This window comes from Exiguobacterium sp. s21 (assembly GCF_018617975.1).
Lineage (GTDB): Bacteria > Bacillota > Bacilli > Exiguobacteriales > Exiguobacteriaceae > Exiguobacterium > Exiguobacterium mexicanum_A.
Genome location: NZ_JACSLF010000014.1, coordinates 13,035 through 34,696 on the forward strand (window position 1 = coordinate 13,035; position 21,662 = coordinate 34,696).

General features: G+C 52.0%; 22 protein-coding genes and 2 pseudogenes. 2 read left to right on the plus strand and 22 right to left on the minus strand.

Going from position 1 to position 21,662, the window contains the following annotated elements:
• Positions 1-10: 10 nt before the first annotated feature.
• The 9 genes and pseudogenes from hisIE to KNP06_RS13425 form a co-directional block, all read right to left on the minus strand.
• Positions 11-648: pseudogene (gene hisIE / locus KNP06_RS15525) on the minus strand (bifunctional phosphoribosyl-AMP cyclohydrolase/phosphoribosyl-ATP diphosphatase HisIE).
• Entirely contained in the window at positions 597-1,364 is a 768-nt protein-coding gene (gene hisF, locus KNP06_RS13390) for an imidazole glycerol phosphate synthase subunit HisF (RefSeq protein ID WP_214710986.1), read from the minus strand. The pseudogene hisIE and the gene hisF overlap by 52 nt, the downstream one beginning before the upstream one ends.
• The gene (gene hisA, locus KNP06_RS13395) at positions 1,357-2,070 is read right to left on the minus strand and encodes a 1-(5-phosphoribosyl)-5-[(5-phosphoribosylamino)methylideneamino]imidazole-4-carboxamide isomerase (RefSeq protein WP_214710985.1); all 714 of its coding nucleotides are present in this window, start codon (positions 2,068-2,070) and stop codon (positions 1,357-1,359) included. Before hisA ends, hisF begins: the two co-directional genes overlap by 8 nt.
• Positions 2,048-2,635: an imidazole glycerol phosphate synthase subunit HisH gene (hisH, locus tag KNP06_RS13400; RefSeq protein WP_214789389.1), complete on the minus strand. Its 588-nt coding sequence runs from the start codon at positions 2,633-2,635 to the stop codon at positions 2,048-2,050. Before hisH ends, hisA begins: the two co-directional genes overlap by 23 nt.
• Entirely contained in the window at positions 2,632-3,219 is a 588-nt protein-coding gene (gene hisB / locus KNP06_RS13405) for an imidazoleglycerol-phosphate dehydratase HisB (protein ID WP_138859524.1), read from the minus strand. The genes hisH and hisB overlap by 4 nt, the downstream gene beginning before the upstream one ends.
• Positions 3,206-4,219, minus strand: a complete 1,014-nt coding sequence (locus tag KNP06_RS13410; RefSeq protein ID WP_214710983.1) for a pyridoxal phosphate-dependent aminotransferase — start codon at positions 4,217-4,219, stop codon at positions 3,206-3,208. The genes hisB and KNP06_RS13410 overlap by 14 nt, the downstream gene beginning before the upstream one ends.
• On the minus strand, positions 4,216-5,475 hold the full coding sequence (gene hisD / locus KNP06_RS13415; RefSeq protein WP_374224091.1) for a histidinol dehydrogenase: 1,260 nt from the start codon (positions 5,473-5,475) through the stop codon (positions 4,216-4,218). Before hisD ends, KNP06_RS13410 begins: the two co-directional genes overlap by 4 nt.
• Positions 5,430-6,038 (minus strand): ATP phosphoribosyltransferase, encoded by a 609-nt coding sequence (gene hisG, locus KNP06_RS13420; protein WP_034777382.1) that lies wholly within the window; start codon positions 6,036-6,038, stop codon positions 5,430-5,432. The genes hisD and hisG overlap by 46 nt, the downstream gene beginning before the upstream one ends.
• Complete coding sequence (locus KNP06_RS13425; RefSeq protein ID WP_214710981.1) at positions 6,035-6,958, minus strand: ATP phosphoribosyltransferase regulatory subunit; 924 nt, start codon at positions 6,956-6,958, stop codon at positions 6,035-6,037. Before KNP06_RS13425 ends, hisG begins: the two co-directional genes overlap by 4 nt.
• A 109-nt stretch (positions 6,959-7,067) precedes the next feature.
• Between KNP06_RS13425 and hisJ the strand changes: the two genes are divergently transcribed.
• Positions 7,068-7,880, plus strand: coding sequence for a histidinol-phosphatase HisJ (gene hisJ, locus KNP06_RS13430; RefSeq protein ID WP_214710980.1), 813 nt, complete (start codon positions 7,068-7,070; stop codon positions 7,878-7,880).
• A gap of 162 nt (positions 7,881-8,042) precedes the next feature.
• Here hisJ and KNP06_RS13435 read toward each other — a convergent pair whose 3' ends face one another.
• The 13 genes and pseudogenes from KNP06_RS13435 to KNP06_RS13495 form a co-directional block, all read right to left on the minus strand.
• The gene (locus tag KNP06_RS13435; RefSeq protein ID WP_034777378.1) at positions 8,043-8,399 is read right to left on the minus strand and encodes a hypothetical protein; all 357 of its coding nucleotides are present in this window, start codon (positions 8,397-8,399) and stop codon (positions 8,043-8,045) included.
• A gap of 200 nt (positions 8,400-8,599) precedes the next feature.
• A complete protein-coding gene (locus tag KNP06_RS13440; RefSeq protein ID WP_034777377.1) occupies positions 8,600-9,175 on the minus strand; it encodes a deoxycytidylate deaminase in 576 nt (191 codons plus the stop codon).
• A gap of 53 nt (positions 9,176-9,228) precedes the next feature.
• A complete protein-coding gene (locus KNP06_RS13445; RefSeq protein WP_034777376.1) occupies positions 9,229-10,458 on the minus strand; it encodes a toxic anion resistance protein in 1,230 nt (409 codons plus the stop codon).
• The gene (locus KNP06_RS13450; protein WP_214710979.1) at positions 10,442-11,158 is read right to left on the minus strand and encodes a 5-bromo-4-chloroindolyl phosphate hydrolysis family protein; all 717 of its coding nucleotides are present in this window, start codon (positions 11,156-11,158) and stop codon (positions 10,442-10,444) included. Before KNP06_RS13450 ends, KNP06_RS13445 begins: the two co-directional genes overlap by 17 nt.
• Before the next feature lie 598 nt (positions 11,159-11,756).
• Complete coding sequence (locus KNP06_RS13455) at positions 11,757-13,121, minus strand: sodium-dependent transporter (RefSeq protein WP_214710978.1); 1,365 nt, start codon at positions 13,119-13,121, stop codon at positions 11,757-11,759.
• Between the two features lie 121 nt (positions 13,122-13,242).
• Complete coding sequence (locus tag KNP06_RS13460; protein WP_214789391.1) at positions 13,243-14,121, minus strand: diacylglycerol/lipid kinase family protein; 879 nt, start codon at positions 14,119-14,121, stop codon at positions 13,243-13,245.
• A complete protein-coding gene (locus KNP06_RS13465; RefSeq protein WP_034777372.1) occupies positions 14,118-15,623 on the minus strand; it encodes an ABC transporter permease/substrate-binding protein in 1,506 nt (501 codons plus the stop codon). Before KNP06_RS13465 ends, KNP06_RS13460 begins: the two co-directional genes overlap by 4 nt.
• 10 nt (positions 15,624-15,633) lie before the next feature.
• A pseudogene (locus KNP06_RS13470) lies at positions 15,634-16,350 on the minus strand (ABC transporter ATP-binding protein); the annotation flags it as partial.
• A 158-nt stretch (positions 16,351-16,508) separates the two neighbouring features.
• Positions 16,509-17,252, minus strand: coding sequence for a 3D domain-containing protein (locus KNP06_RS13475; protein ID WP_214710975.1), 744 nt, complete (start codon positions 17,250-17,252; stop codon positions 16,509-16,511).
• A 223-nt stretch (positions 17,253-17,475) separates the two neighbouring features.
• The gene (locus tag KNP06_RS13480; protein ID WP_034777369.1) at positions 17,476-17,940 is read right to left on the minus strand and encodes a GDYXXLXY domain-containing protein; all 465 of its coding nucleotides are present in this window, start codon (positions 17,938-17,940) and stop codon (positions 17,476-17,478) included.
• A complete protein-coding gene (locus KNP06_RS13485; protein WP_214789395.1) occupies positions 17,937-19,127 on the minus strand; it encodes a DUF2157 domain-containing protein in 1,191 nt (396 codons plus the stop codon). Before KNP06_RS13485 ends, KNP06_RS13480 begins: the two co-directional genes overlap by 4 nt.
• Before the next feature lie 17 nt (positions 19,128-19,144).
• The gene (locus tag KNP06_RS13490) at positions 19,145-19,345 is read right to left on the minus strand and encodes a DUF2187 family protein (RefSeq protein WP_214710973.1); all 201 of its coding nucleotides are present in this window, start codon (positions 19,343-19,345) and stop codon (positions 19,145-19,147) included.
• A gap of 41 nt (positions 19,346-19,386) precedes the next feature.
• A complete protein-coding gene (locus KNP06_RS13495) occupies positions 19,387-20,013 on the minus strand; it encodes an NUDIX hydrolase (RefSeq protein ID WP_214709992.1) in 627 nt (208 codons plus the stop codon).
• Positions 20,014-20,117: 104 nt separating this feature from the next.
• On the opposite strand from KNP06_RS13495, the gene KNP06_RS13500 reads away from it, so the two are divergent.
• On the plus strand, positions 20,118-21,656 hold the full coding sequence (locus KNP06_RS13500) for an FAD-dependent monooxygenase (RefSeq protein WP_353048615.1): 1,539 nt from the start codon (positions 20,118-20,120) through the stop codon (positions 21,654-21,656).
• The last annotated feature ends 6 nt before the right edge of the window (positions 21,657-21,662 follow it).

Below are 21,662 nucleotides of genomic sequence, written 5' to 3' on the forward strand. Positions count from 1 at the left end.
CCTTTTTGTGTTACCAGTCGGTGACGTCTCGGCGTGGTTTCGCCGGAGTCGTCGTCCCGTGCCGTTTGGCGAGGAGCGCCTCAACGTCTTGTAATGACACGCCTTTGGCGGCGAGCAAGACGAGCAGGTGGTACAAGAGATCGGCCGACTCTTCGACCAAATTTTCATCGTTCAGCGCCGCGATGACGACCTCGAACGACTCTTCCCCAAACTTCTTGGCAATCTTGTCGACACCTTGGTCGAATAAATAAGATGTATACGACCCTTCTTTCGGTGACGCCTGTCGTTCTTGAATCAACTTCTCTAATTCGTGAATCATCCTTCCACCTCCGTGAAAAAGCAGCTTCGATTTCCTGTATGGCACGTCGGCCCATTGGCACGGACACGGACCAACAACGCGTCTTGATCGCAATCGACGTGGATGCTCTCGAGTTCGAGCGTATTCCCGCTCGATTCCCCTTTCATCCAAAGTCGCCCTTTTGAACGTGACCAGAACGTGACCGTGTTCGTCTTGAGCGTCTTCTGAATCGCCTCCTCGTTCATGTAGCCTAACATGAGGACGGCGTCGTCTTTGGTCGACACGATGATGGCCGGGATCAATCCATTGTCGTCGTAACGAACCGCATCGGCAAGTTGTGCTCGCTGCATACGTGTTTCACCTCTTCCACTGTCGTTTTCCGGTCATGCAAAATCGAGGCGAGTAGCGCCGCATCGACCTTCTCGAGCGCGTCGACGACGTGATTCGCGTTCCCGGCACCGCCAGAGGCGATAATCGGGATATCGACGGCGTCCCGGAGCAAATCAAGGATTCGCAAATCGTAGCCGCTCTGCTTTCCATCCTGATTCATCGACGTGACGAGCAGTTCACCCGCCCCAAGTGCGGCCACTTGCTTTGCCCAATCGACGGCCCGCAACTCGGTCCGGTTCTTCCCGCCATACGTATAGACGAAGTAATCGTCGTCTTCGAACTTAACGTCGATGGCGATGACGATACATTGTGACCCGAACCGCTCGGCCGCTCGTTTGATCAAATCGGGTGATTCGACGGCGAGCGTGTTGAGCGACACTTTATCGGCCCCAGCTTTTAAGAGCGAGGAAATATCCTCAAGCGACCGGATGCCGCCACCGACCGTGAGCGGAATGAACACTTTCCGGGCGACAGCACTGACGACGTCAAGCATCGTCTGCCGGCGTTCCGTACTCGCGGTGATATCGAGAAACACGAGCTCATCCGCACCGGAGGCGTCATAATACTTGGCAATCTCGACCGGGTCGCCGATGTCACGTAACGCGATAAACTCGATCCCTTTGACGACACGACCGTCTTTCACATCAAGACACGGAATGATGCGACGTTTAAGCATGGCGCGCCTCCCACTCGATCAAGTCATCAAGACTGACTTGTCCGGAGAGTAGTGCCTTCCCGACGACCGCCTCGTCGATGCCGGCCGCTTGAAGCGCCTCGACGTCAGCCTCGGTCGTCACGCCACCCGAGGCGATGATCGTGACTGAAACAGCATCACGGAGCGCCTTCATCCGCTCGAGGTTCGGTCCGTTCAATTTCCCGTCCGAACCGATATCCGTATAGAGAATCGTCTTGACCCCACGGTCGACGAGTTCTTTCGCGGCATCGATATCTTTTAAGTCGGTCGCTTCTTGCCATCCGTTGACGGCGACGATGCCATCATAGGCGTCGAGGGCGACGGCGACACGATCCCCGTACTTCGCGAGCGCCCGGTCCAAGAAATCCGGGTCTGTAAACGCCTTTGTCCCAAGCAAGATACGGTCGGCGCCGGTCGCCATGACCGCATCGAGCGCTTCCTCGGAACGGATGCCTCCGCCGGTCTGGACGAAGAAGCCGCACGATTTGGCGAATCGGACGACATCAAGATGTCTCGGTTCGCCGGCTTTCGCCCCTTCGAGATCAATCAAGTGAAGCATCGGAACGCGCCCTTGCCATTCCTTCAATTTTTCGTATGGGTCGCCATACTGTTCTTCTGTATTGAAATCGCCTTCCGTCAAGCGGACGATTTTTCCGTCAATCAAATCAATGGCCGGTAGTAATCTCACGTTCGACCGCCTCCTTCCATTCTGTCAATAAACTTAATCCGAACGCGCCGCTCTTCTCGGGATGAAACTGCATCCCCGTGACGAGTCCTTTTTGCACGATGGCTGGCACGGTTTCACCCATATAATCGGCAGAAGCGATCACATGGACCGGGTCGGTCACGACGTGATACGAGTGGACGAAATAGACGTCCTCGTCTCGCAAAATCGAGTTCCATCCGACGTGTGGCAGACGTTTCGCCCGCATCCGCTCGACGCGCCCTTCAATCAAACCGAGTCCTTTCGTCGGCACCCCTTCCGTGCTCGACTCGAATAAGAGTTGCATGCCGAGACAGATGCCAAGGAACGGTTTTTCCTGTGCCGACCGTTTCAACAGCGGAATCAGCCCCGTCTCGCTCAGCGATTGCATCGCCTGCGGGAACGCTCCGACCCCAGGCAGCAAGATGGCATCAGCTGCCTCGATTTCCACTGGATCGTTCGTGATGATGACGTAACAGCCGATAGCTTGGAGTGCCCGTTCGACGTTGAACACGTTACCCATTCCATAATCGATGACCGCGATTTTCATCCTTCGATCAGTCCTTTCGTCGACGGCAATCGATTCGACCCGTCTTGCCCAATCGCCTCGGCGAGGGCGCGACCGAACGCCTTGAACAACCCTTCAATCATGTGGTGCGAGTTCGACCCGTAGAGGACCTCTAGGTGCAGTGTCAACCGGGCGTTCATCGCCACGGCCCGGAAAAACTCTTCGGCGAGCTCGGTATCAAAGTCTCCGAGTTTCGGATTTTTGATATCGGCGCGGTAGACGAGGAACGGACGGCCCGATACGTCAACGACGGCACGCGCGAGCGTCTCGTCCATCGGCAAATAACTCGTGCCATAGCGGCGAATGCCGACTTTGTCGCCGAGCGCTTGATTGATTATCTGCCCAAGGGTGATCCCGACGTCTTCGACCGTATGGTGGGCGTCGACCCACGTATCCCCTTCGACATGGACCGTCAAATCGATTTGGCTGTGGAACGCGAACAGTGTCAGCATATGGTCAAAGAAGCCGACACCTGTCTTGATGTCACTTTGTCCTGTCCCATTCAAATCAAGCTTGAGCTCGATGTTCGTCTCTTTTGTCTCTCGTTTCGTCTCAGCTGTTCTCAAGTGAAGTCACCTCTTCTATCGTTTGTTGAAGCAAGCGGTACGCCTCGTCCGTGCCGGCACTGACACGAATCCCGTCTGCGAACGCGCGAACATGGACATCCTTTTCTAAGAAACGGGCGGCCCAAGCTTCGCTGTCCGGTGTTTTGACGTATAGGAAATTGGCACGGCTCGGTAAGACGTTTCCAATCGGTGCGAGCAACGTTTCAAGCTTTTGTCGTTGCGTTTGATGGAAGTTGATCGACTCCTCGATATATTCGGAGTCGTTCAACACGACCGTCGCCACGGCCGCACTCAGCCCGCTCACGTTGAATGGCGAACGGAACCGGTCAATCTTCTCGATTAAGCGCTCGTCGGCAATCATGAAACCGATGCGCAGATTCGCGAGTCCGAACGCTTTCGATAACGTACGGAGAATGATGACGTTCGCGTGGTCCGCGAGTCGGTCTTTGAATGAATCTTCCATCGTGAAATCGATATATGCCTCGTCCACGACGAGATATGGAACACGGCTGGCGACCGTTTCGAGTTCATCGAGTGACCACATCTTTCCCGTCGGATTGTTCGGGTTCGACACGAGCACAAGTTTCGGCCGTTCCGCCTCGATCGTCTCGAGCAATGATTGAATCGACAATCCGTCCGCATCCGGCTGCACAAAATTCCCGCGAGCGATATGCGTATAAATGCCGTACATCGAAAAATCGGGAATCGGGGCGGCGACGACGTCATCGGCGTCAAGGATTGCCTGACATAAAATGGCTAGCAGTTCGTCACTGCCGCTCCCGACCATGAGTTGTTGCGGATCCACACCAGCATATGTCGCATAACTTTGTTTCAGCGCTGCCAACTCATCGACCGGATAATGGCTCAAATCGAGCGGAAGCTCTCGGATTGCCGTCTTTAACCGCTCTGGGAACTCATATTGGCTCTCGTTTTGATTCAACGCATGTCCTTTGACCGCCTGCGGGATGTAGCGGGGAATCGTCTCATAGTTCAGTCTCATACGTCCTCCAATCGAACCGCCATCGCTCGGGCGTGGCCGTCAAGTTGTTCTTGTTGTGCGATGCGAATCGCGGCGCGTGTGACACGTTCATCGAGCTCCGTCATCTGAAGGAACGTCTGTCTCCGGTAAAAATCATCGACCGAGAGGCCGCTCGAGAAGCGGGCCGTCCCGCTCGTCGGCAAGACGTGATTCGGTCCCGCGATGTAATCGCCAAACGCTTCCGCGGCTTCATGACCGAGGAAGAACGAACCACCGTGACGGATGGCTTGCATGTAGTCTTCCGGGTCGGAGACGGCAAGTTGCACGTGCTCGGCTGCCATCTCGTTGGCGACTTCGATAGCACGTTCGCTCGACATGATGCGTACCCCGCCTCGTTTCAATGCCTCGACCGCAATGTCACGGCGTGGTAGCTCGGCCAGCTGGCGTGCCAATTCCTGTTCGATCCGTTCGGCCAACTCGACTGACGTGACGAGAGCGAGTGCCGTCGCTTCGACGTCATGTTCGGCTTGGGCGAGCAAGTCGGCGGCGACCCATTTCGGATTGGCCGTCTCATCGGCGATGATGAGTACTTCAGACGGCCCAGCGACCGAGTCGATGCCGACGATGTGAGAGACGAGCGACTTCGCGGTCGCGACATAGGCGTTACCAGGTCCGACAATCTTGTCGACCGGTTTGATCGTCTCGGTGCCAAACGCAAGCGCGGCCACGGCTTGTGCCCCGCCGACCAGATGACACTCATCTGCCCCTGCGATTTTTGCCGCAATCAATAGCGACAAGTCGATGCCATCTGGTTTTGGCGGCGTCACCATGACGATCCGTTTCACACCGGCCACTTTCGCCGGGATGACGTTCATCAAGACGCTCGAGGGATAGACGGCCGTCCCACCCGGTACGTACACGCCGACCGAGTCGAGCGGCATGAAGCGACGTCCGAGTCTGAACATGCCATCTTCATACGCGTCGTCTTGACGACGCTGACGCTCGTGGAACGTGCGAATGCGTTTGGCGGCGAGCGTCAACGCCTCGGTCAACTCCCCGTAAGCTTCAGGTGGCGTGAAGGCCGTCAAGTCGACCGTTTCGATTACGTCGACACCGTCAAATTTCTTTGTAAACTCTAGGAGCGCCTCATCTCCGTTCGACTCCACGGCCTCGAGAATTGGCTTAACCGCTTCCGCCCAGCTTTCACGCCGGCTCCGATTCGTTTCCGTGCTCATTTCGCTTCCTCCTTGCTTAAACGACGAATCCAGGCCTTCAATTCATCAGGATCGTTGGCGAGCGCCGTCTCACTCGTGATGAACTTGGCGTTCACCGTGAAAATCGTTTCGTATTCCTCGAGGTCGTTCGCACGAAGCGTCGCCCCCGTCTCGACGATATCGACGATGCAATCGGCGAGTCCCGTGAGCGGTGCGAGTTCGACCGAACCGTTCAACGCAATCACTTCAACGTTCTGTCGCTTCGAAGCGAAGTGAGAGATGGCGATATTCGGATACTTGCTCGCGACTTTCAATTTTTTCGTCCCATTTTTCCGTTCTTTCGGTCCACAGACCGCCATCCGGCAACGGCCGAACGGCAAATCGACGACTTCGAGAACGCCAGGCGTCTTCTCTCGCAAGATGTCGCCTCCGACGACGCCGACATCAGCCGCGCCGTGCATGACATATTTATAGACGTCATCCCCTTTGACGAAGATGAACTCATGCCCGTCGACTTCGACAGTCAGTTCCCGGCCGCGTTTTTCGGGCCAGACGGTTAATCCGACTTGTTCGAAATAGTCTCGGGCCGCTTTTTCAATGCGTCCTTTCGCGATGGCCACTTTCATAAAATCACCTCACCTAACTGTTCTAAATCAAGCGACAATCCGAACGCCCGTCGCGACTGGCCGAAATGTCCATATAGCGAATCATAGCGACCGCCCGAGAGGACGCGCCGTCCGTCGATGCTTCCTGTCACCGTCAATCCTGAATAATAATCAAAATCGCCGGTCTGTCCAAAGTCGTACGATACGTTCAAACCGATGGCGCGTAAATGTTCGACCGCCCGCTCGACTTCATTGATCGCAGCCGTCAACCCTGGCTCGGCGACTTCTCGTAGTTCAGCGAGTGCCGAATCACCGATTAAGAACGGTAGCTTCGCGATTAACGGGTATTGGTACGTATCCGCGAGGTCACGAAGTGATTCCAAGTTACGGAGCGCCAAATATTGACGGAGCGTCCGCTCTGGGATCCCGGCCTCTTCCGCCACGGCCGCGACCAAGGCAGCCGAGCCGACTTGAATCCGAAGCCCGTCTTGCGGCAACACCCGCTCGGTCATACTGAGGAATGACGCGATCAACTCCATATCGGGAGCGTCCCCGTCAATCCATTCAAGCCCGAGCTGTTGACGCTCATGCGGCTGACCCGAATGTTTCGGGGTACGCCGATAGACGGCACCGGCATAGGCGACTCGCATCGGTTCATGACCATCGGCGAGCTTCCGAGCGATTTGCAACGTATAGTCCGGACGCATGACGAGCAACTCGCCGTCATTCCCGAACAGACGATAATAGGCCGACTCATCGAACAAGGCCAAGTCTTGATAGTGCGAATAATATTCCACGAGCGGCGGCTCAATGACACTGTAGCCATTTGACTCGGCTCGCTCTAAAAATGACAACATCCACTGCTTCGGACGCAGAACGTCTTCCCCTTGCAATTCGTGCCATCCTTCCGGGATGGATCCTTTTGTATTGAACCAGATCATCAACATCACCCTTTATCTTATTATCACTTTACCAAACTAAAGTAGTGTGTTAAATTTATCAAACCAAGCCGTTGCTGTCAACCGGCGAACTCGAAAGGAATGTCGACTGATGATTGACTTTACCCGTGATGGTCACCTTCACACCCCATTTTGTCCGCATGGCTCATCCGATTCGCTCGAAGCGTATGTAAAGCGCGCCTTGAACCAAGGAATCAAGACGCTCACGTTCACGGAGCACGCTCCTCTCCCAGCCCGGTTTCAGGACCCGACGCCAGAACAAGATTCAGCGATGGCACTCGATTTGCTCCCTCGTTATATAGAAGCTTTGCAGACGTTGAAGCGGTCGTATCCCGAACTTGATCTCCGCATCGGTTTGGAGATCGACTATTTGCCCGGATATGAGTCCGAGACGCTGGCGTTGCTCGAGCCGTATGCCTACGTATTAGACGAAGCAATCTTGTCCCAACACTTTCTCCTCGTCGACGACGAGCTCCTGCCTATCGACTTTTCGGCCGACACGTTTGATGTGCTCGTCGAACATGTCGGCTCGTTCGAGGCCGTGATGAAACAATACTACACGGCGCTTGAGGCTGGCCTCGCCTTCCCTTGGGAGCGCTTGAAAGTGGACCGCATCGGACATATCGACTTACCGATCAAATATCAACACAATTACACGTGGGACCGCTCGAACGTGCAGGACGACCAGACGCGCTTGCTACAAACGATCGCTACGCGCGGTTTCGGTCTCGATTTGAACACGGCCGGGCTCCGCAAGCCCGATTGCGGCCAACCTTATGCCATTGACGTCGCGTCCGAGGCGGCCGCACTCGGCATCCCGTTCGTGCTCGGTTCAGACGCCCATATCGCCTTTGATGTCGGCGCCGGGTTCGAAATTATACAAAAAAAAGCCACGTTCCTATGAACGTGGCTTTTTCACAGCGATCTAGCTATCTAGATCCCCATTTTTGGTTGTCGATAACGATATGGCGTTCCATTTCTTCATCTATTGACAATAATACCATACTGAACCCGCATTGCAACCCGAAAATGAAAAAAGGATGACGTGGGTGTCATCCTTAAAAAGTTAGACCGCCATCTCGGCGTATAGGTCTTTTAACTCTTCCGTCGCTGCCTCGTCCATTTGTAACGCGACGAGTTCAACAAACCGGAGCGCCGGATCCGTATCCCCTGATAAGGCGACGATCTCAGCTGCGGCACCATCGAGCGCTAGCAAGATGCCCGAGACACCGAGCGTCGGATAGTAGCGAAGCAACGCCCGAACGTGCTTCAACTCCGAAACCTCATTTCCGTTGATCTTTAATGACTTAACGGCGAGCTCTTTATGCGTCCCGATGGCAAATTTATCTTCCCACACCTCTTCGAGTGTGATCAACGCTTCCACATCATAGGCACCATCTGTGAAACGAACTTGTTTTTCCATGTAACATTTCCCCTCTCGTTAATCTACTTTCATTATAAGAAAGAAACCTACGAAAAGATTGTGAAATATTGAACATTATGTGTAAACTTTGTCTCACCTGTGCTTAGCCATAAAAAAAGGTCCCTCCGAAGAGAGACGAATAATGGAAGAGTAAAACACCATTGGCAGTACATTAATAATATAACATCGAATGTAAACGTTTACAATGTGTTTTTGAAACTTTTTTCGAGTGGCATATGTACCACGTCAATCCCACTCTCACGCATCAAATCGAGGCCGTCACCGTGCTCATAGCCGACCGCATAGACGACACGGGCTACGCGTGATGCGATCAAAGCGAGCGAACAGGCATGACATGGTGAGTGGGTCACATAGGCTGTCGCCCCGAAGGCGTTCGTCGAATCCGCGGCGAGCTTACCGATCGCGTTGATTTCGGCGTGGATTTCATGTTGCTTCGACCAATTATGGTGGTCGTATGGGTCCGAACATCTAATAAATGTCACACCCTCATGGATGAATGAAACCGGTGCCTCGAGCAAATCGACCGCATCTTCTGACACGTACTCGGCCCGTTTATAAAAACCGTCTTCCCGTTTTAAAAAGATCTCATTGCAGTTCGTATGCCCGGGTGGCGTCCCATTGAGCCCAATCGAGATCGGCTTCTCATCTTTGACGATGACGCAAGCGACACTTTTCGAGGCGCATTTCGAATGGCGTACCGCCATCATATCAGCGAACTGCAACCACGTCTCATCCCATAGTCGTTGTTTTTCCATTTTCTTATCCTCCTCAAAGAAAAGGAAAGTCTGAGAGCTCAGACTTTCCTCGTTCAATATCCAGTCTCTTTTGGCAACTCTTTGTTTTTTGAAGCAATCTCGATAACTTTTTCTTTCAACTCGTGCTCCATGCGATCGAGTTCACGTTCGGCCTCACGGCGCTTCTGACGTCCTTCTTGTTGAATGCGGAGCGTCTCGTCGAGCGTCGAGAGCAAGTTCTCGTGCGCCACTTTGAGCGATTCGACCGAAACGATGCCTTTCTCGTTCTCTGTGGCGATCTCGATCGATGAGTCTTTCAACATCTTCGAGTTCTGCTCGAGCAACGTGTTCGTCGTCTTCGTGACGTCTTGCTGCATGCGGAGCGCCGTCTTTTGTCGTGTCAAGCTGAGCGCGAGCACGACTTGGTTTTTCCAGAGCGGAATCGTATTGACGACCGCCGACTCGATTTTCTCGGCTAGAATCTGGTTGTTCTGTTGGATGACCCGGATTTGCGGTGCCATCTGCAGACTGATTGTCCGGCTCAGTTTCAAATCGTGCAATTTTTTCTCGAATCGGTCCGCGAGTTGAATCATGTCGTTCAACTGTTGAAGTTTGACCTGGTCTTTCGACATCTCCACTTCTTGACGGAGCGGGGCGATCTCATAGCTGCGCACGTGGTCAAGTTTCGTCTCACCGGCGGCGATATAGACGTTAAGCTCTTCAAAATAACGCTTGTTCTTATCGTACATCTGATCGAGCATCGTGATGTCCTTCATCAAACCGAACTTGGCCCGGTCTAGATTATGGATGACTTCTTCTAAATAGACGCTCATTTTTTCAAACTGGAGTTTGTAGTTCTCGGCTTTCTTCTTGGCCCGTCCGATGAGCGGCAAGTTGTCCATAAAACTCTTCTTCTCTGGCTGCAACATGTCCGGGTCCATCTTGCGTACGTTCTGCATTAAGTCGGACAATAGCTTTCCGGCGTCACCGCCATCCTTCATCCGGACCTCGGTCAAGATTTGGTCTGAGAATTGTGATAGTTCACGTTGCACGTTCGAACCGAACAACATGACGGAATCTGTCTTTTTAATATCGATCGACTCGGCGATGCGCGTGATTCGTTCCCGGTGTTCCTGCGGGACATCTGGATTCACTTGAATCGCCGGCACCTCATGTTTCTCTGTCATAGATGACCAGTCCACGGACGGGTCCGAAATCGCATCGGTCTCCGTCTTCGTTTTCGTCTGTGAAGTGAGCTCTTCTTCTGGCCATGACTGCCAGTTCGTTTCATTCGATGAAGTCATGTTTTTTTCTCCCTTCTGGTTGATCGGCCAATACTTTTTCCATCATGATCAACTCTCGTTCAAAGTCAACCGCATCATCTTCTAATAGACGGCTGCGTTGCTGTTTGAACTTGTCGACGATGAGTCGCATATTGGTGATCAGCTGTTCACGTGTCTCTTCTTGAATGACGACGCGTTTTCCTTCTAGTTCTTTAAATTTCAACACGACCGACACAAGCGAATCCAAATAGAACGTGAAGAGATCACGAACATGTTTCGCGTCTTGTGGATTCTCGAACAGTTCGGCGAACAGTTCGTGAGCTTCCTTCGAAACGGCCTTCATCTCACGCCGCACGTCGATGTCCTTGATTTCCGGCAAGACGCGGTCAATCTGTTGTAGCTTTTCATAGCCTTGCTCAATCGTCCGCTGTAAAAATTGAAGCTCTAAGTCGTCGGTCGCCTCGAACTGACGCACCGGTGCCGCTTCTTCAAGCGGTTTCAAGATGCGCGAACCAACGAACGGCTCGTCTTCATCGAGCAGCAGTTTCTTCTTGGCCCGTTTGGCAACAGGAGCCGGCGCCCGTTTCCGGCGTTTATTGGTCGACCACACTTCGTTTAATACGAGCGCCCCGACGATGATAAACAGCCAAGAAAAATCAAAAACGTTTATGGCAAAATATAGGATTGCCCCGGTCAGGGCCCATTTCATCCATGTTTTCATCCGTTTCACCTCGTCTCATGATACTTCTATTGTACCTTACGTGACCCTTCAAAAAAAGTTTCGTCATCTTTATAAGCTTAGCATAATGATACCTGGCGCTCTCTCGGTCGCAAGAACGAAATAGTCTCGACCATCCTTCACCTAATACTCGAAATTAGCTTTTAAATAACAGGGCATCTTCATATACAAGTACTCTCAAAGCCAAGACGATTGTTATTCGTCTCAACGAAGCACAAAAGGAGCTGAACAGCATATTTACATTTCCAAAGATCTCATTTGGGAAACTTTCCATCGTTTTTTTCCTATTTGTTGTCTTGAGCGCCATCTAAACTACTTTAGCTTTCATAGGTATATCTCGAATTACAGTGAACATCTTCTCTATTGAAGGACTTGTGGTCATTATCGCTGCGACAGTCATGGGCATCAATGCCATTTGGCGTCAGACAGAACGGAATATGTGGGTGTTTGCCATCGCTACCCTAGGTGTTCTCATCATGTTGTTTTTAGTGCATAAGCCCACCTTCTCCTGAACCTTTTTAAACGAAAAACATCCTCTTACTACACCATAGGTAGCGAGAGGATGTTTTTAATAAACAGGTTACGTTTCAAGCAACGTAGTGATCCATGTCGACACCATGACGACGGCGACCGTCACCGGAATGATGTAGCGAATAAGGAAGCGCCACACTGGATACAGCTTCACACCGACATCCGACGTTTGAATCTCTTCTTTCAAGATGCGTTGATCAACGACATATCCGACGAAAATGGAGGTCAGAAGCGCGCCGATCGGCATCAAAACGTAGCTGACGACGTAATCCATCACATCGAAGAACGTCATTCCATCAAAGAATTGTAACTCGCTCATGACACCGAACGAGAGAGCTGAAGGGATACCAACCGCAAAAACGATCGCTGCTGACAAGAGTGTGACGTTCCGTTTCGACATCGTCTGTTTCTTTTCGTTCAGTCGGTCGGTCACACCGGCGACGACGACTTCAAGCATCGCAATCGATGACGTGATCGAGGCGAACGTGAACAGCAAGAAGAACAATACCATGAAGAAACCACCGAGCGGGACTTGATTGAAGACGGCCGGCAAGACGACGAAGAGAAGCGCCGGGCCTTCAGCCGGGTCGAGACCTGATGCGAACACGGCCGGGAAAATCGCGAGACCCGCCAACAGTGAGACGGCGATGTTCAATAGAACGATCATGTTCGCCGAGCGATTGAGTGTGCCTTTCGTTTTAATGTAGGACGCATACGTCAACATGGCCGCAACCCCGAGTGATAGCGAGAAGAACGCTTGACCGAGGGCGAACAAGACCGATTCCCCCGTCAAGGCAGAGAAGTCAGGCTGCAAGAAGAAGCGAACCCCTTCCATCGCCCCGTCGAGCGTCAATGAGCGGATGACGAGGACGATGAAACTGACGAACAAGAGCGGCATCAAGATCTTGCTCATCCGCTCGATTCCAGCTTCGACGCCTTTTAGCACGATTAAGAGCGTGATCAATAAGAATAAGAATTGACCGAACACGGCGATGCCTGGTGACGAGACGACATCTCCGAAGACGGCACCAAATTCGTCAGGCGATCGGCCGTTCAATGTCCCGCTCAAGCCGAGACCGACATAGATTAAGACCCAACCACCGATGACACTGTAGAATGAGAGCAATAAGAAACATGCGATGACACCAAGGTAACCGACGATCGTCCAACGGCCGTGTCCTAATTTTTTGAATGCGAGCAGTGCCGTTTTTTGTGTCGAGCGTCCGACGATGAACTCACCGATCAATAACGGGAGACCGAGTAAGAGCGTAAACGCTAAAAACATGAGCAAAAAGGCGCCGCCTCCACTTGTGCCGGTGACATACGGAAATTTCCAGATCGCACCGAGACCAATCGCTGACCCTGCAGCCGCTAAGATGAATCCAATTTTTGAGGCGAACGAGTTTTGCGCCATTGCCGTCCCTACTTCCTGTTTTCATATCTATTTTCATAATAATAGTGAAATACTAACACGGTTCAGAAATGAGAACAACAAAAAACAGAGAAAAGTCTGAATTCTTTTCTCTGTCTGGTTTTTAGTGGGATGGGACAAGGAATGTCAGTTCACTTGTCAAGACATCGATGTGTAATCGGTCCGCCTCAAAATGTTCCCCATCGACGTCGATAATCTGTGATTCGCTCAAATGGACGGTCAGTTGAGACATCTGTAGATGGACCCACTCCGGCGACGAATGTTCGAGTCCGAGTTGTTGCGTAAGCAGTTGCCGAATCATTGGAAAGCCGATGGCCGAGCTGTGCACGACTTCGACGAGTCCGTCGGTGAACGATTGGGTCGGTAACTTTGTCGGTACCGTACCAAGATATGCCCCGTTTCCGACGTACAAAAAACTGATCGGCCCATCATGGACGACTTCTCCGTCCTGCTCGATGCGGACGTCGAACGGGTCGAGTTCACGAAACTGCCGGATTGTCGCTAAAAAATACCCGATGGATCCGAGTGATTCTTTTTGGAGCGGATCGATTTGTCGCGATGCGTCGGCGATCAGGCCGACCCCAATAAAATTGAGGCCATATCGATCATTGACCCGCATGACGTCGACGGGCTGGACATGACTCATCTTAAATAACCGGGCCGCCTCAATCGGTTCGACTGGTAAATCGAGCGCACGGGCAAAGTCGTTGCACGTACCACCGGGGACGAGGCCGACCGTCGGCCGCTCGTCCTTCGGAAGTGACATGAGGCCGTCGACGACCTCATGCAGGGTCCCGTCCCCACCGATGACGATTAAATGCTCGAACGACCCACTCGCCTCGGCAAAGCGGGCAGCATCTCCTTGTCCGAGCGTCTTTCGAATCAGAATCTCGTCATACAAGGATTCGACCGTCCCGACAACCTCACCGAGCATCGTTTCACTTGCACCGGATGTTGGATTCGAGATAATCATTGCTCTCATAGGAGACCTTCCTGCTCCAAGAAGTCTTGTGCGACGTCATAAGCACGCTCATTCCCATACGCGACGCGGCGGTTGAGTTCAGACATTTCTTCATCTGTAATTTTACCAGCCAATTGATTGAGCGCGTCCTCGATTTCAGGGTGCTCGTCTAATGTCTCTTGCTTGAGCAACGGTGCCCCTTGATATGGCGGGAAGAACTGTTGATCATCTTCAAGGACGAGCAAATCATTCTCGGCGATATCCGGGTCCGTCGCGTATGCATCGACAAGGTTGACGTCACCACGAGCGATGGCGCGGTAACGGAGTTTCTGTTCCATCGAGACGACCGACGGAAAGTCGAGACCGTAGGCTTGCTGAAGTCCAGGGTATCCGTCTTCCCGGTCCGTAAACTCGAGCGTGAAGCCGGCTTTAATGTCCGTTTGCACGTTTCGTAAATCAGAAATCGATGTGATGCCTTCCTCTTCGGCGTAGTCGCGTGGGATGGCGATGGCATATGTGTTGTTGAACTGCATCGGCTCAAGCAAGGCATAGCCGTCGTCTGCCAGCGCATCACGAGCCTGTTCATACACTTCGCGAGCGTCATTTGAGTTCGGTGTCTCTTTCACGAGACTGGCGAGTACCGTCCCTGTGAATTCTGGGTAAATATCGACATCACCAGATTGGAGCGCACCCCAGACGAATGTCGTCTCGCCAAAGTTTGGTCGGACAGAAACAGTCAAATCAGTCTCTTCCTCGATCAATAATTTATACATGTTCATTAAAATTTCAGGCTCTGGTCCAAGTTTTCCGGCGACGACGAGATCGGTCTGTTGCGTGCGACCGAGCGCGAGCGGTGCCGCGACGATTAACGCCAAGACGGTAGAGACAGCAATCAATTTTGTCTTATTCCGCGTAGCTGTCGCGCCTTCCATTTGTCGGAGCAGGAAATCGAACAAGAGAGCAAGGATGGCGGCCGGGATGGCGCCGAGTAAAATCAAGTAGTTGTCATTCCGGTTGATTCCTAGAAGAATCAACGTCCCGAGCCCACCTGCTCCAACGAGGGCAGCGAGCGTCGCCGTCCCGACGATGAGAACCATCGCCGTCCGAATCCCGGCCATAATGACCGGCAAGGCGAGCGGGAGCTCGACTTTCATCAAGCTCTGGTTCGGCTTCATGCCGCAAGCTCGTGCCGCTTCGATGAGCGATTTGTCGACCTCGTTCAGTCCGGTGAACGTGTTTCGTAAAATTGGGAGTAAGGCGTACAACACGAGGGCAATCGTCGCCGGCAAGGCGCCAATCCCAACAAGTGGAATCATCAGTCCGAGGAGCGCCAAAGAAGGAATCGTTTGAATGATGGCAGTGACACCGATGGCGGTCTCGGCCACTTTTTTACGGCGCGTCAACCAAATACCGAGCGGGACGGCAATCAAGACCGCGATCAATAAGGAGACGACGGAGAGCTGCAAGTGCTCGATGAGCGCCTCGACGAGTTCCCCTCGTCGGTTTTGGAATGTCTCAAGCATCAACCTCACCTCTTCCGCGTTGTGTAAAGTCGAGGACGAACCGGTCCGTGCTCGCTCTGATTTCGTCTGGTGTCCCGACGACGACCAACTCGCCGTCACGCATCAATGCGATACGGTCTCCGAGTTTCATCGCTTCCTGCATGTCGTGGGTCACGAACAAAATCGTTTTCCCAAGTTCATCGTTCAAGCGTTTAATATCGTCTTGGAGTTGACCCCGGCTGATTGGGTCGAGTGCCGAGAACGGCTCATCCATCAAGATGACGTCAGGATCGGCCGCGAGCGCACGGAGCACCCCAACGCGTTGCTGTTGTCCACCGGATAGCTCGGTCGGCTTTTTAGCCCGCAAGACGGGATCTAATCCGGCGATTTCCATGAGTTCGGTCACGCGGTCTTTCGTCTTTTGCTTTGGCCACTTCAATAGTTCAGGAACGACAGAAATATTTTCTTCGACCGTTAAATGAGGGAATAAGGCAATTTGTTGAAGTACATAACCGATATTGCGGCGTAACTCATAAATATCGAATTGGTAAATCTCTTTCCCATCAATCAAAATTTTCCCGTCGGTATGATCGATCAGTCGATTCACCATTTTCATGGTTGTCGTCTTGCCACACCCTGATGGGCCGATCAAGACAAAAATCTCGCCTCTTCGTACTGTTAAATCCAAATCTTTGACGGCTAACGTCCCGTCTTCGTAACGCTTAGATACATTTTGGAATTCTATCAACTCTACCCCTCCTCGGCTCGTAACTTTTCATAAAGGTCAAATATTAGTTTGCCCGTTTCCAACGATTGTTAAACAATGAAACGTGCTGGGACGCGGTCGAAAGACTGCCAACCCACGAGGCGAGACAAAAAAGGTTCCCCCGCAGGAGAACCTTTAGATTATGGCAATGTGATTGTGATATGACGACGACCCCAATTGATGGCCTCGCTCTTCGTGTCGACGAGTAAATCGACGATGTTCCCTTTAATGCGTCCTCCTGTATCAAGGGCGATCGCTTGGCCGATGCCGTCGATTTGAACGACCGTACCGAGCGGGATGACAGATGGGTCGACTGCGATGATACGCATGCCGTTATAATAAATCGAGTCTGTCACGTCATGGCCTGTCGCCGTCAAGACGCGCCCCCCGTAAGAACCGTTGTCAACTGCATCGTTCGTGTAGGCCGTTGACTCGGCTTGAATGACACGTCCTTGTGTCGAGACCGGTGTCACGGTCGCACTCGATGCCGCTTGTTGCTTCTTCTCGGTTTTTGCTGCGGCTTGGCGTTTCGCTTCTTCTTGTCGTACCTTTTCGGCAGCGACGCGCTTTTCTTCTTCCAAACGTTCTGCTTTCGCTTTCGCTTCACGCTCGGCCTCTTCACGTTTGGCTTTCTCTTCTGCCAAGCGCTTTTCTTCGGCTAAACGTTTTTCTTCAGCGAGCCGTTTCTCTTCGGCAAGACGTTTCTTACGTTCGATTTCTTGTTGGCGCTCCAACTCAATGGCCTGACGTTCTAATTCAAGTGGGTTTTGGACAATTTTCTGTTCAGTCCCGATTCCAATTTGGGCGGCATCGGCATTCGCAGCAAACACGAATGTTCCAACAGCGGCAAATAAAATCGCGATTATATATTTTAAGGAATGCATTAATAGGTCAGCACCTTTCTCGTCATCTAACGAACAGGAGTAAATTTACCATGTCGTTTCAATCACGAGAAGGGATTTTGACGAAGTGAAATATTTCTGACACATCAAGAAGGAACTGGTTACAATCTGTAACATTTACAATAAACCTAGGGTTACCAACCGTTTTCGAAAAAAATTACAGATTCGTTACAACATAACGTGTAACAAATCTGTAATCTGATTGTCATTCTGTTTCAGCTTCAATCGAGCGTAAATCATGGGGGCGAACCATGCCCCAAGGTGCCACGTCGACATCCACTTCGAACGTTTTCGCACCTTCGATCGCCGACGTTTCTTCTTCGGCGACCCGATACGAACTCATGTCATCGATATACACTTGCCGGTCATAGTAATTGGCACGAGTGCCACCGAAGAACGGCCGTGAACTGACCCGATCAATGGTCGCGTAACCGTCGTCCCCCGTTTTGAACGACACGTATACCGTCCCTGATTCGACATCTTGTCTGCCGTCGAACGAATCGTATTCCAAATAGACAAAGTCTCCAAAGAACGGATCGTACGGCTCATAGGAGGTCGCTTTGAACGTATACGTCTCTCCGAACCAGGAGACCGCATAGACGAGCAGAATAAAACCGACAGCGATCACTACTTGCAAAACCGGCACTAGCCAAGGCGTCAATCGTTTCATGTCTGAGCATCCCCTCTCGTACGGCTACGGCTGCGCCACCACAAAGCGAGCGACAGTGCGAAGACGATCAATGCTCCGATGAGGAAGAACAGCGAAATGTCGAGTCGATCCCAAACGTAAATGAAGTAGATCGTCATTTGGACGAGCAAGAAATAAATGAAAGCAAGCACGATCGGTTTGCGATTGTGGTCTTGATAGACGAGATAGGCGAGTGCGACCACTTCAAGTAGCACCGCTAGCAAGATGCCGGAGTCTTCGAATAACGAGAACGGGATGACAGCGAGTAAACTGACCCACATCAAGTCCTGGCGTCGGTGAAGTAAATAGACGGCGACGAGGATGACCGAAAGGATCGTCGCCTCGATGACCGAGGGCGTTCGTTGCGACAACCAGCCTTCCGTCGCATTGATTAAATAACCGATCGATAGGACAGCTGCGACGAAGAGGTACAAATAATTCCACTGGGCCCGCTCACGATAGATAAGGAATAGGACATGTAAGGCAGCAAGGGCCCATAGCGGCCAAAAGCGTCCTTCGTAGTCGGCATATTGACCGATTGTGATGAGGAGGCCATAAAAGCCGAACCAGGCGAAGATACGATCGAGCTCGTTGTCTCCGTAATGGAACCAGACCCAGGTCACGAGGAACCCGAACGCGATCAACGTGATGCCGATGCCTTGAAAACTGTTCGTGACCGCCAAAAAGGCAGCGAGCGCGGCCAGGAACGTGTAGATGGGATGCTTATAGATCAATTTATGCAGAACAGCGACGGCAAGGAAGAGCCAAAATAAGAGCGGAATTTGCGAGGACAGATTATAAGTGGAGAAGATGACGATCATCGTGGCGACGAAGAAAGCGACGCCTAAAAGCCGGAACAGCGTGACATAGCGTGACGCCTTCACTTGCAGGCGTTCGGCGGTCACATACATCCCGACCATAAACACGAGGAAAATAGCGACTTTCACAAGGTCAGGAATCGCTTGCCAATTGGCCGCGACAAAGCTGAATAGACTGAGTGCGAGCAAAATAGAACCGATGATCACAAGAATAGGCGGTTTGTGCTCACGTTTGTCACCGACCGCCAATTTCTTATGTTCATATTCGACCAAGCGCTGACCGGTCACTTCATCAAGTAAACCGGCCTCTTCCCATTCACGAACTTTTTTGTCAATGGACACCTGAATCATCCCTTTCGATTAAAAGGTCAGCTGGCGCGTTCGATCAATTCCAAATCTTTTTTCAGTAAAACTTGCTTCTCAAATTCGAGACCAAGCTGTTGAAATTCTTCCATGATGGAAACGTCCCCGATGACCGTATTGGTCAATACGGCAGTCACTTCTGCGACCCAACCTTCACGAGTTGACTTGACGATATCACCCACAACGAATTCTACAGACACAGCCATTCACTTCCAATCTTAAATTTGTTTCTATCATTATAACGAAATTATATCGGTTTGAATACGTTTTCTTTAAGTCGTTTAATAAATTGTGTCAAAATTTTTCCAGTCAATCCCCAAATAATGTAGTCTTCATGTTCATAAAAAGGTTCTCTCATTTTAATTACCCGTTTTTCGTACGCTTTAGCATTTGCCATCCGTTCAAATGGGATATTTTGATCCGGGTTCATCGTCCATTCCATCTCCCCATGGAACGGGTCTAGCAAAAGCAACGTCTCGACCGGGATTGAAAATAAATGGTCGACCTCATCCGTATGATGCACGTCCGGTAGCAGTGGAATTACCCCGACGAACGGATAGATCAGTTGCCGGTGCGGCGTCGCGAGCGGCTGCAGGCGACCGATGACTTCGATATCGGATAAGGCGAGCAATAACTCCTCACTCGTCTCTCGAACAGCGGCCTCGACCGGTGTCTCGCCGGGATCGAGACGGCCGCCCGGAAATGAGATTTCTCCGGGTTGACGCCGCATTGTATGGGCGCGTACTTCAAAGACGACGTGCCACGTCCCGTCGACCTCGGTCAACGGGATCAAAACGGCTGCCGTCTGTTCATAGTTTTCTTCCATCGAGAAACTGTCACGTAGTTGTTGTTCCGTGATCCACGATTTGTCCATTCTCTCCACCTCGTTCTCTTTGTTTCTACACTTCCACCGTTGTCTCCTCGTTTAAACGCATCAAATGTCGGAAATATCATTATTAACGATAGGAGTTGGTGGATGTGGTGGATAAAAAAGTTGATGTATTGATCGTCGGAGCGGGCCCGACCGGACTCACGCTCGGATTGACGTTAGCCAGATATGGGATCTCATTTGAAATCATTGATCGTAAGACGACCCCGTCGAACAATTCCCGGGCCATCGGGATTCAACCGCGAACGATCGAAGTGTTCTCTCGTCTCGATGTCGCCAAGGAAGTACTCGGCCGGGCACGGACCATCGAGAAAGGCAATCTATACTTCTCGGGTCAATGGACGGCCAAACTTGAATTTTCTCGCCTCGTCACGCCGTACCCGTTCGTGACGCTGCTACGCCAAAACGAGACCGAGGCGATTTTAGAGGATGCGTTAAACGGACACGGTCATTCCGTCCAGCGCGGTGAATCGCTCGTCTCGTTGACACATTACCCGTCTCGAGTGCTCGCCCACCTTGAGTCAGATGCATCAAACCGGACGATCGAAGCCAAATACGTCGTCGCTGCCGATGGGGCGAACAGTTCGATTCGTCGGATGCTCGCCCTTCCGTTTAGCGGAAAATCATTCAAAGAGTCATGGGTGCTCGCCGATATGAAAGCCAAATGGAACATCTCGCGCGAAGAAGTGCATATTTTCTTTTCCGACCGGGGCGTCTTAGAAGTTTTCCCGCTCACGGATGACACGATTCGCATCACAGGGAACCTCGCGAGCGACGAGTCGTTCAATGAGTCGGAACTGCGCAATTTGATTGAACAGCGAAGCCATATGGATGTCGAGATCGACGAAGTTGAGTGGTTCTCGCTCTTCCGGGTCCACAACCGTATGGTCGACTCGTTCATCCACAATCGAGTCATTTTAATGGGAGACGCCGCCCATATCAACTCACCCGTAGGCGGACAAGGGATGAATACCGGCATCGCCGACTCGTTCAACCTCGGGTGGAAGTTGTGGCTTCATTTGAAGGCTGGTGCCCCGTTCCGCGTCGTCGCCTCGTATCGCGACGAACGTGAACACGTGGCTCGTAACGTACTTCAGACGACGAACGTGGCGACTGAGGTGTTACAGACGACGTTGCCTGTCTTCTTGCCGTTCCAAGCGCTCGGCGCCGACGTCTTTACGCGCGTCAACTTGGTCAACCAAAAAATAACGGAACGAATCGCCCAACTGCACTTGTCTTATCCCGGGCATTCCCGAATTCCGTTTTTGCGTGTCGCCAAGGGCAAGATCTTCCCGGAGATCGAGATCATCCGGACCGATGACGGGTTGCGCACCAAAATCTCGGAGATTGCGGACGGCCGGTTCCAAGTGCTCATCCTAGACGATGATAAACGTGATGCGACCGAACTCTATGATTATTTGAACGATCATCAATCGTTCTTCCAAATCATCACGCTCTCGAAGACGAGTCGTCCCTTCTTCGACCAAGGCAACGAGCTCGCGAAATCATTGTTCATGAAGCGCGGCGTGCTCGTCATCCGACCGGACGGCTATTTGCTTCATAAACAGCGGCACCTGCGCCCTGATTCGTTGCAAGAGACGATGTCCACTTGGCTCCCGACACCATGACAAAAG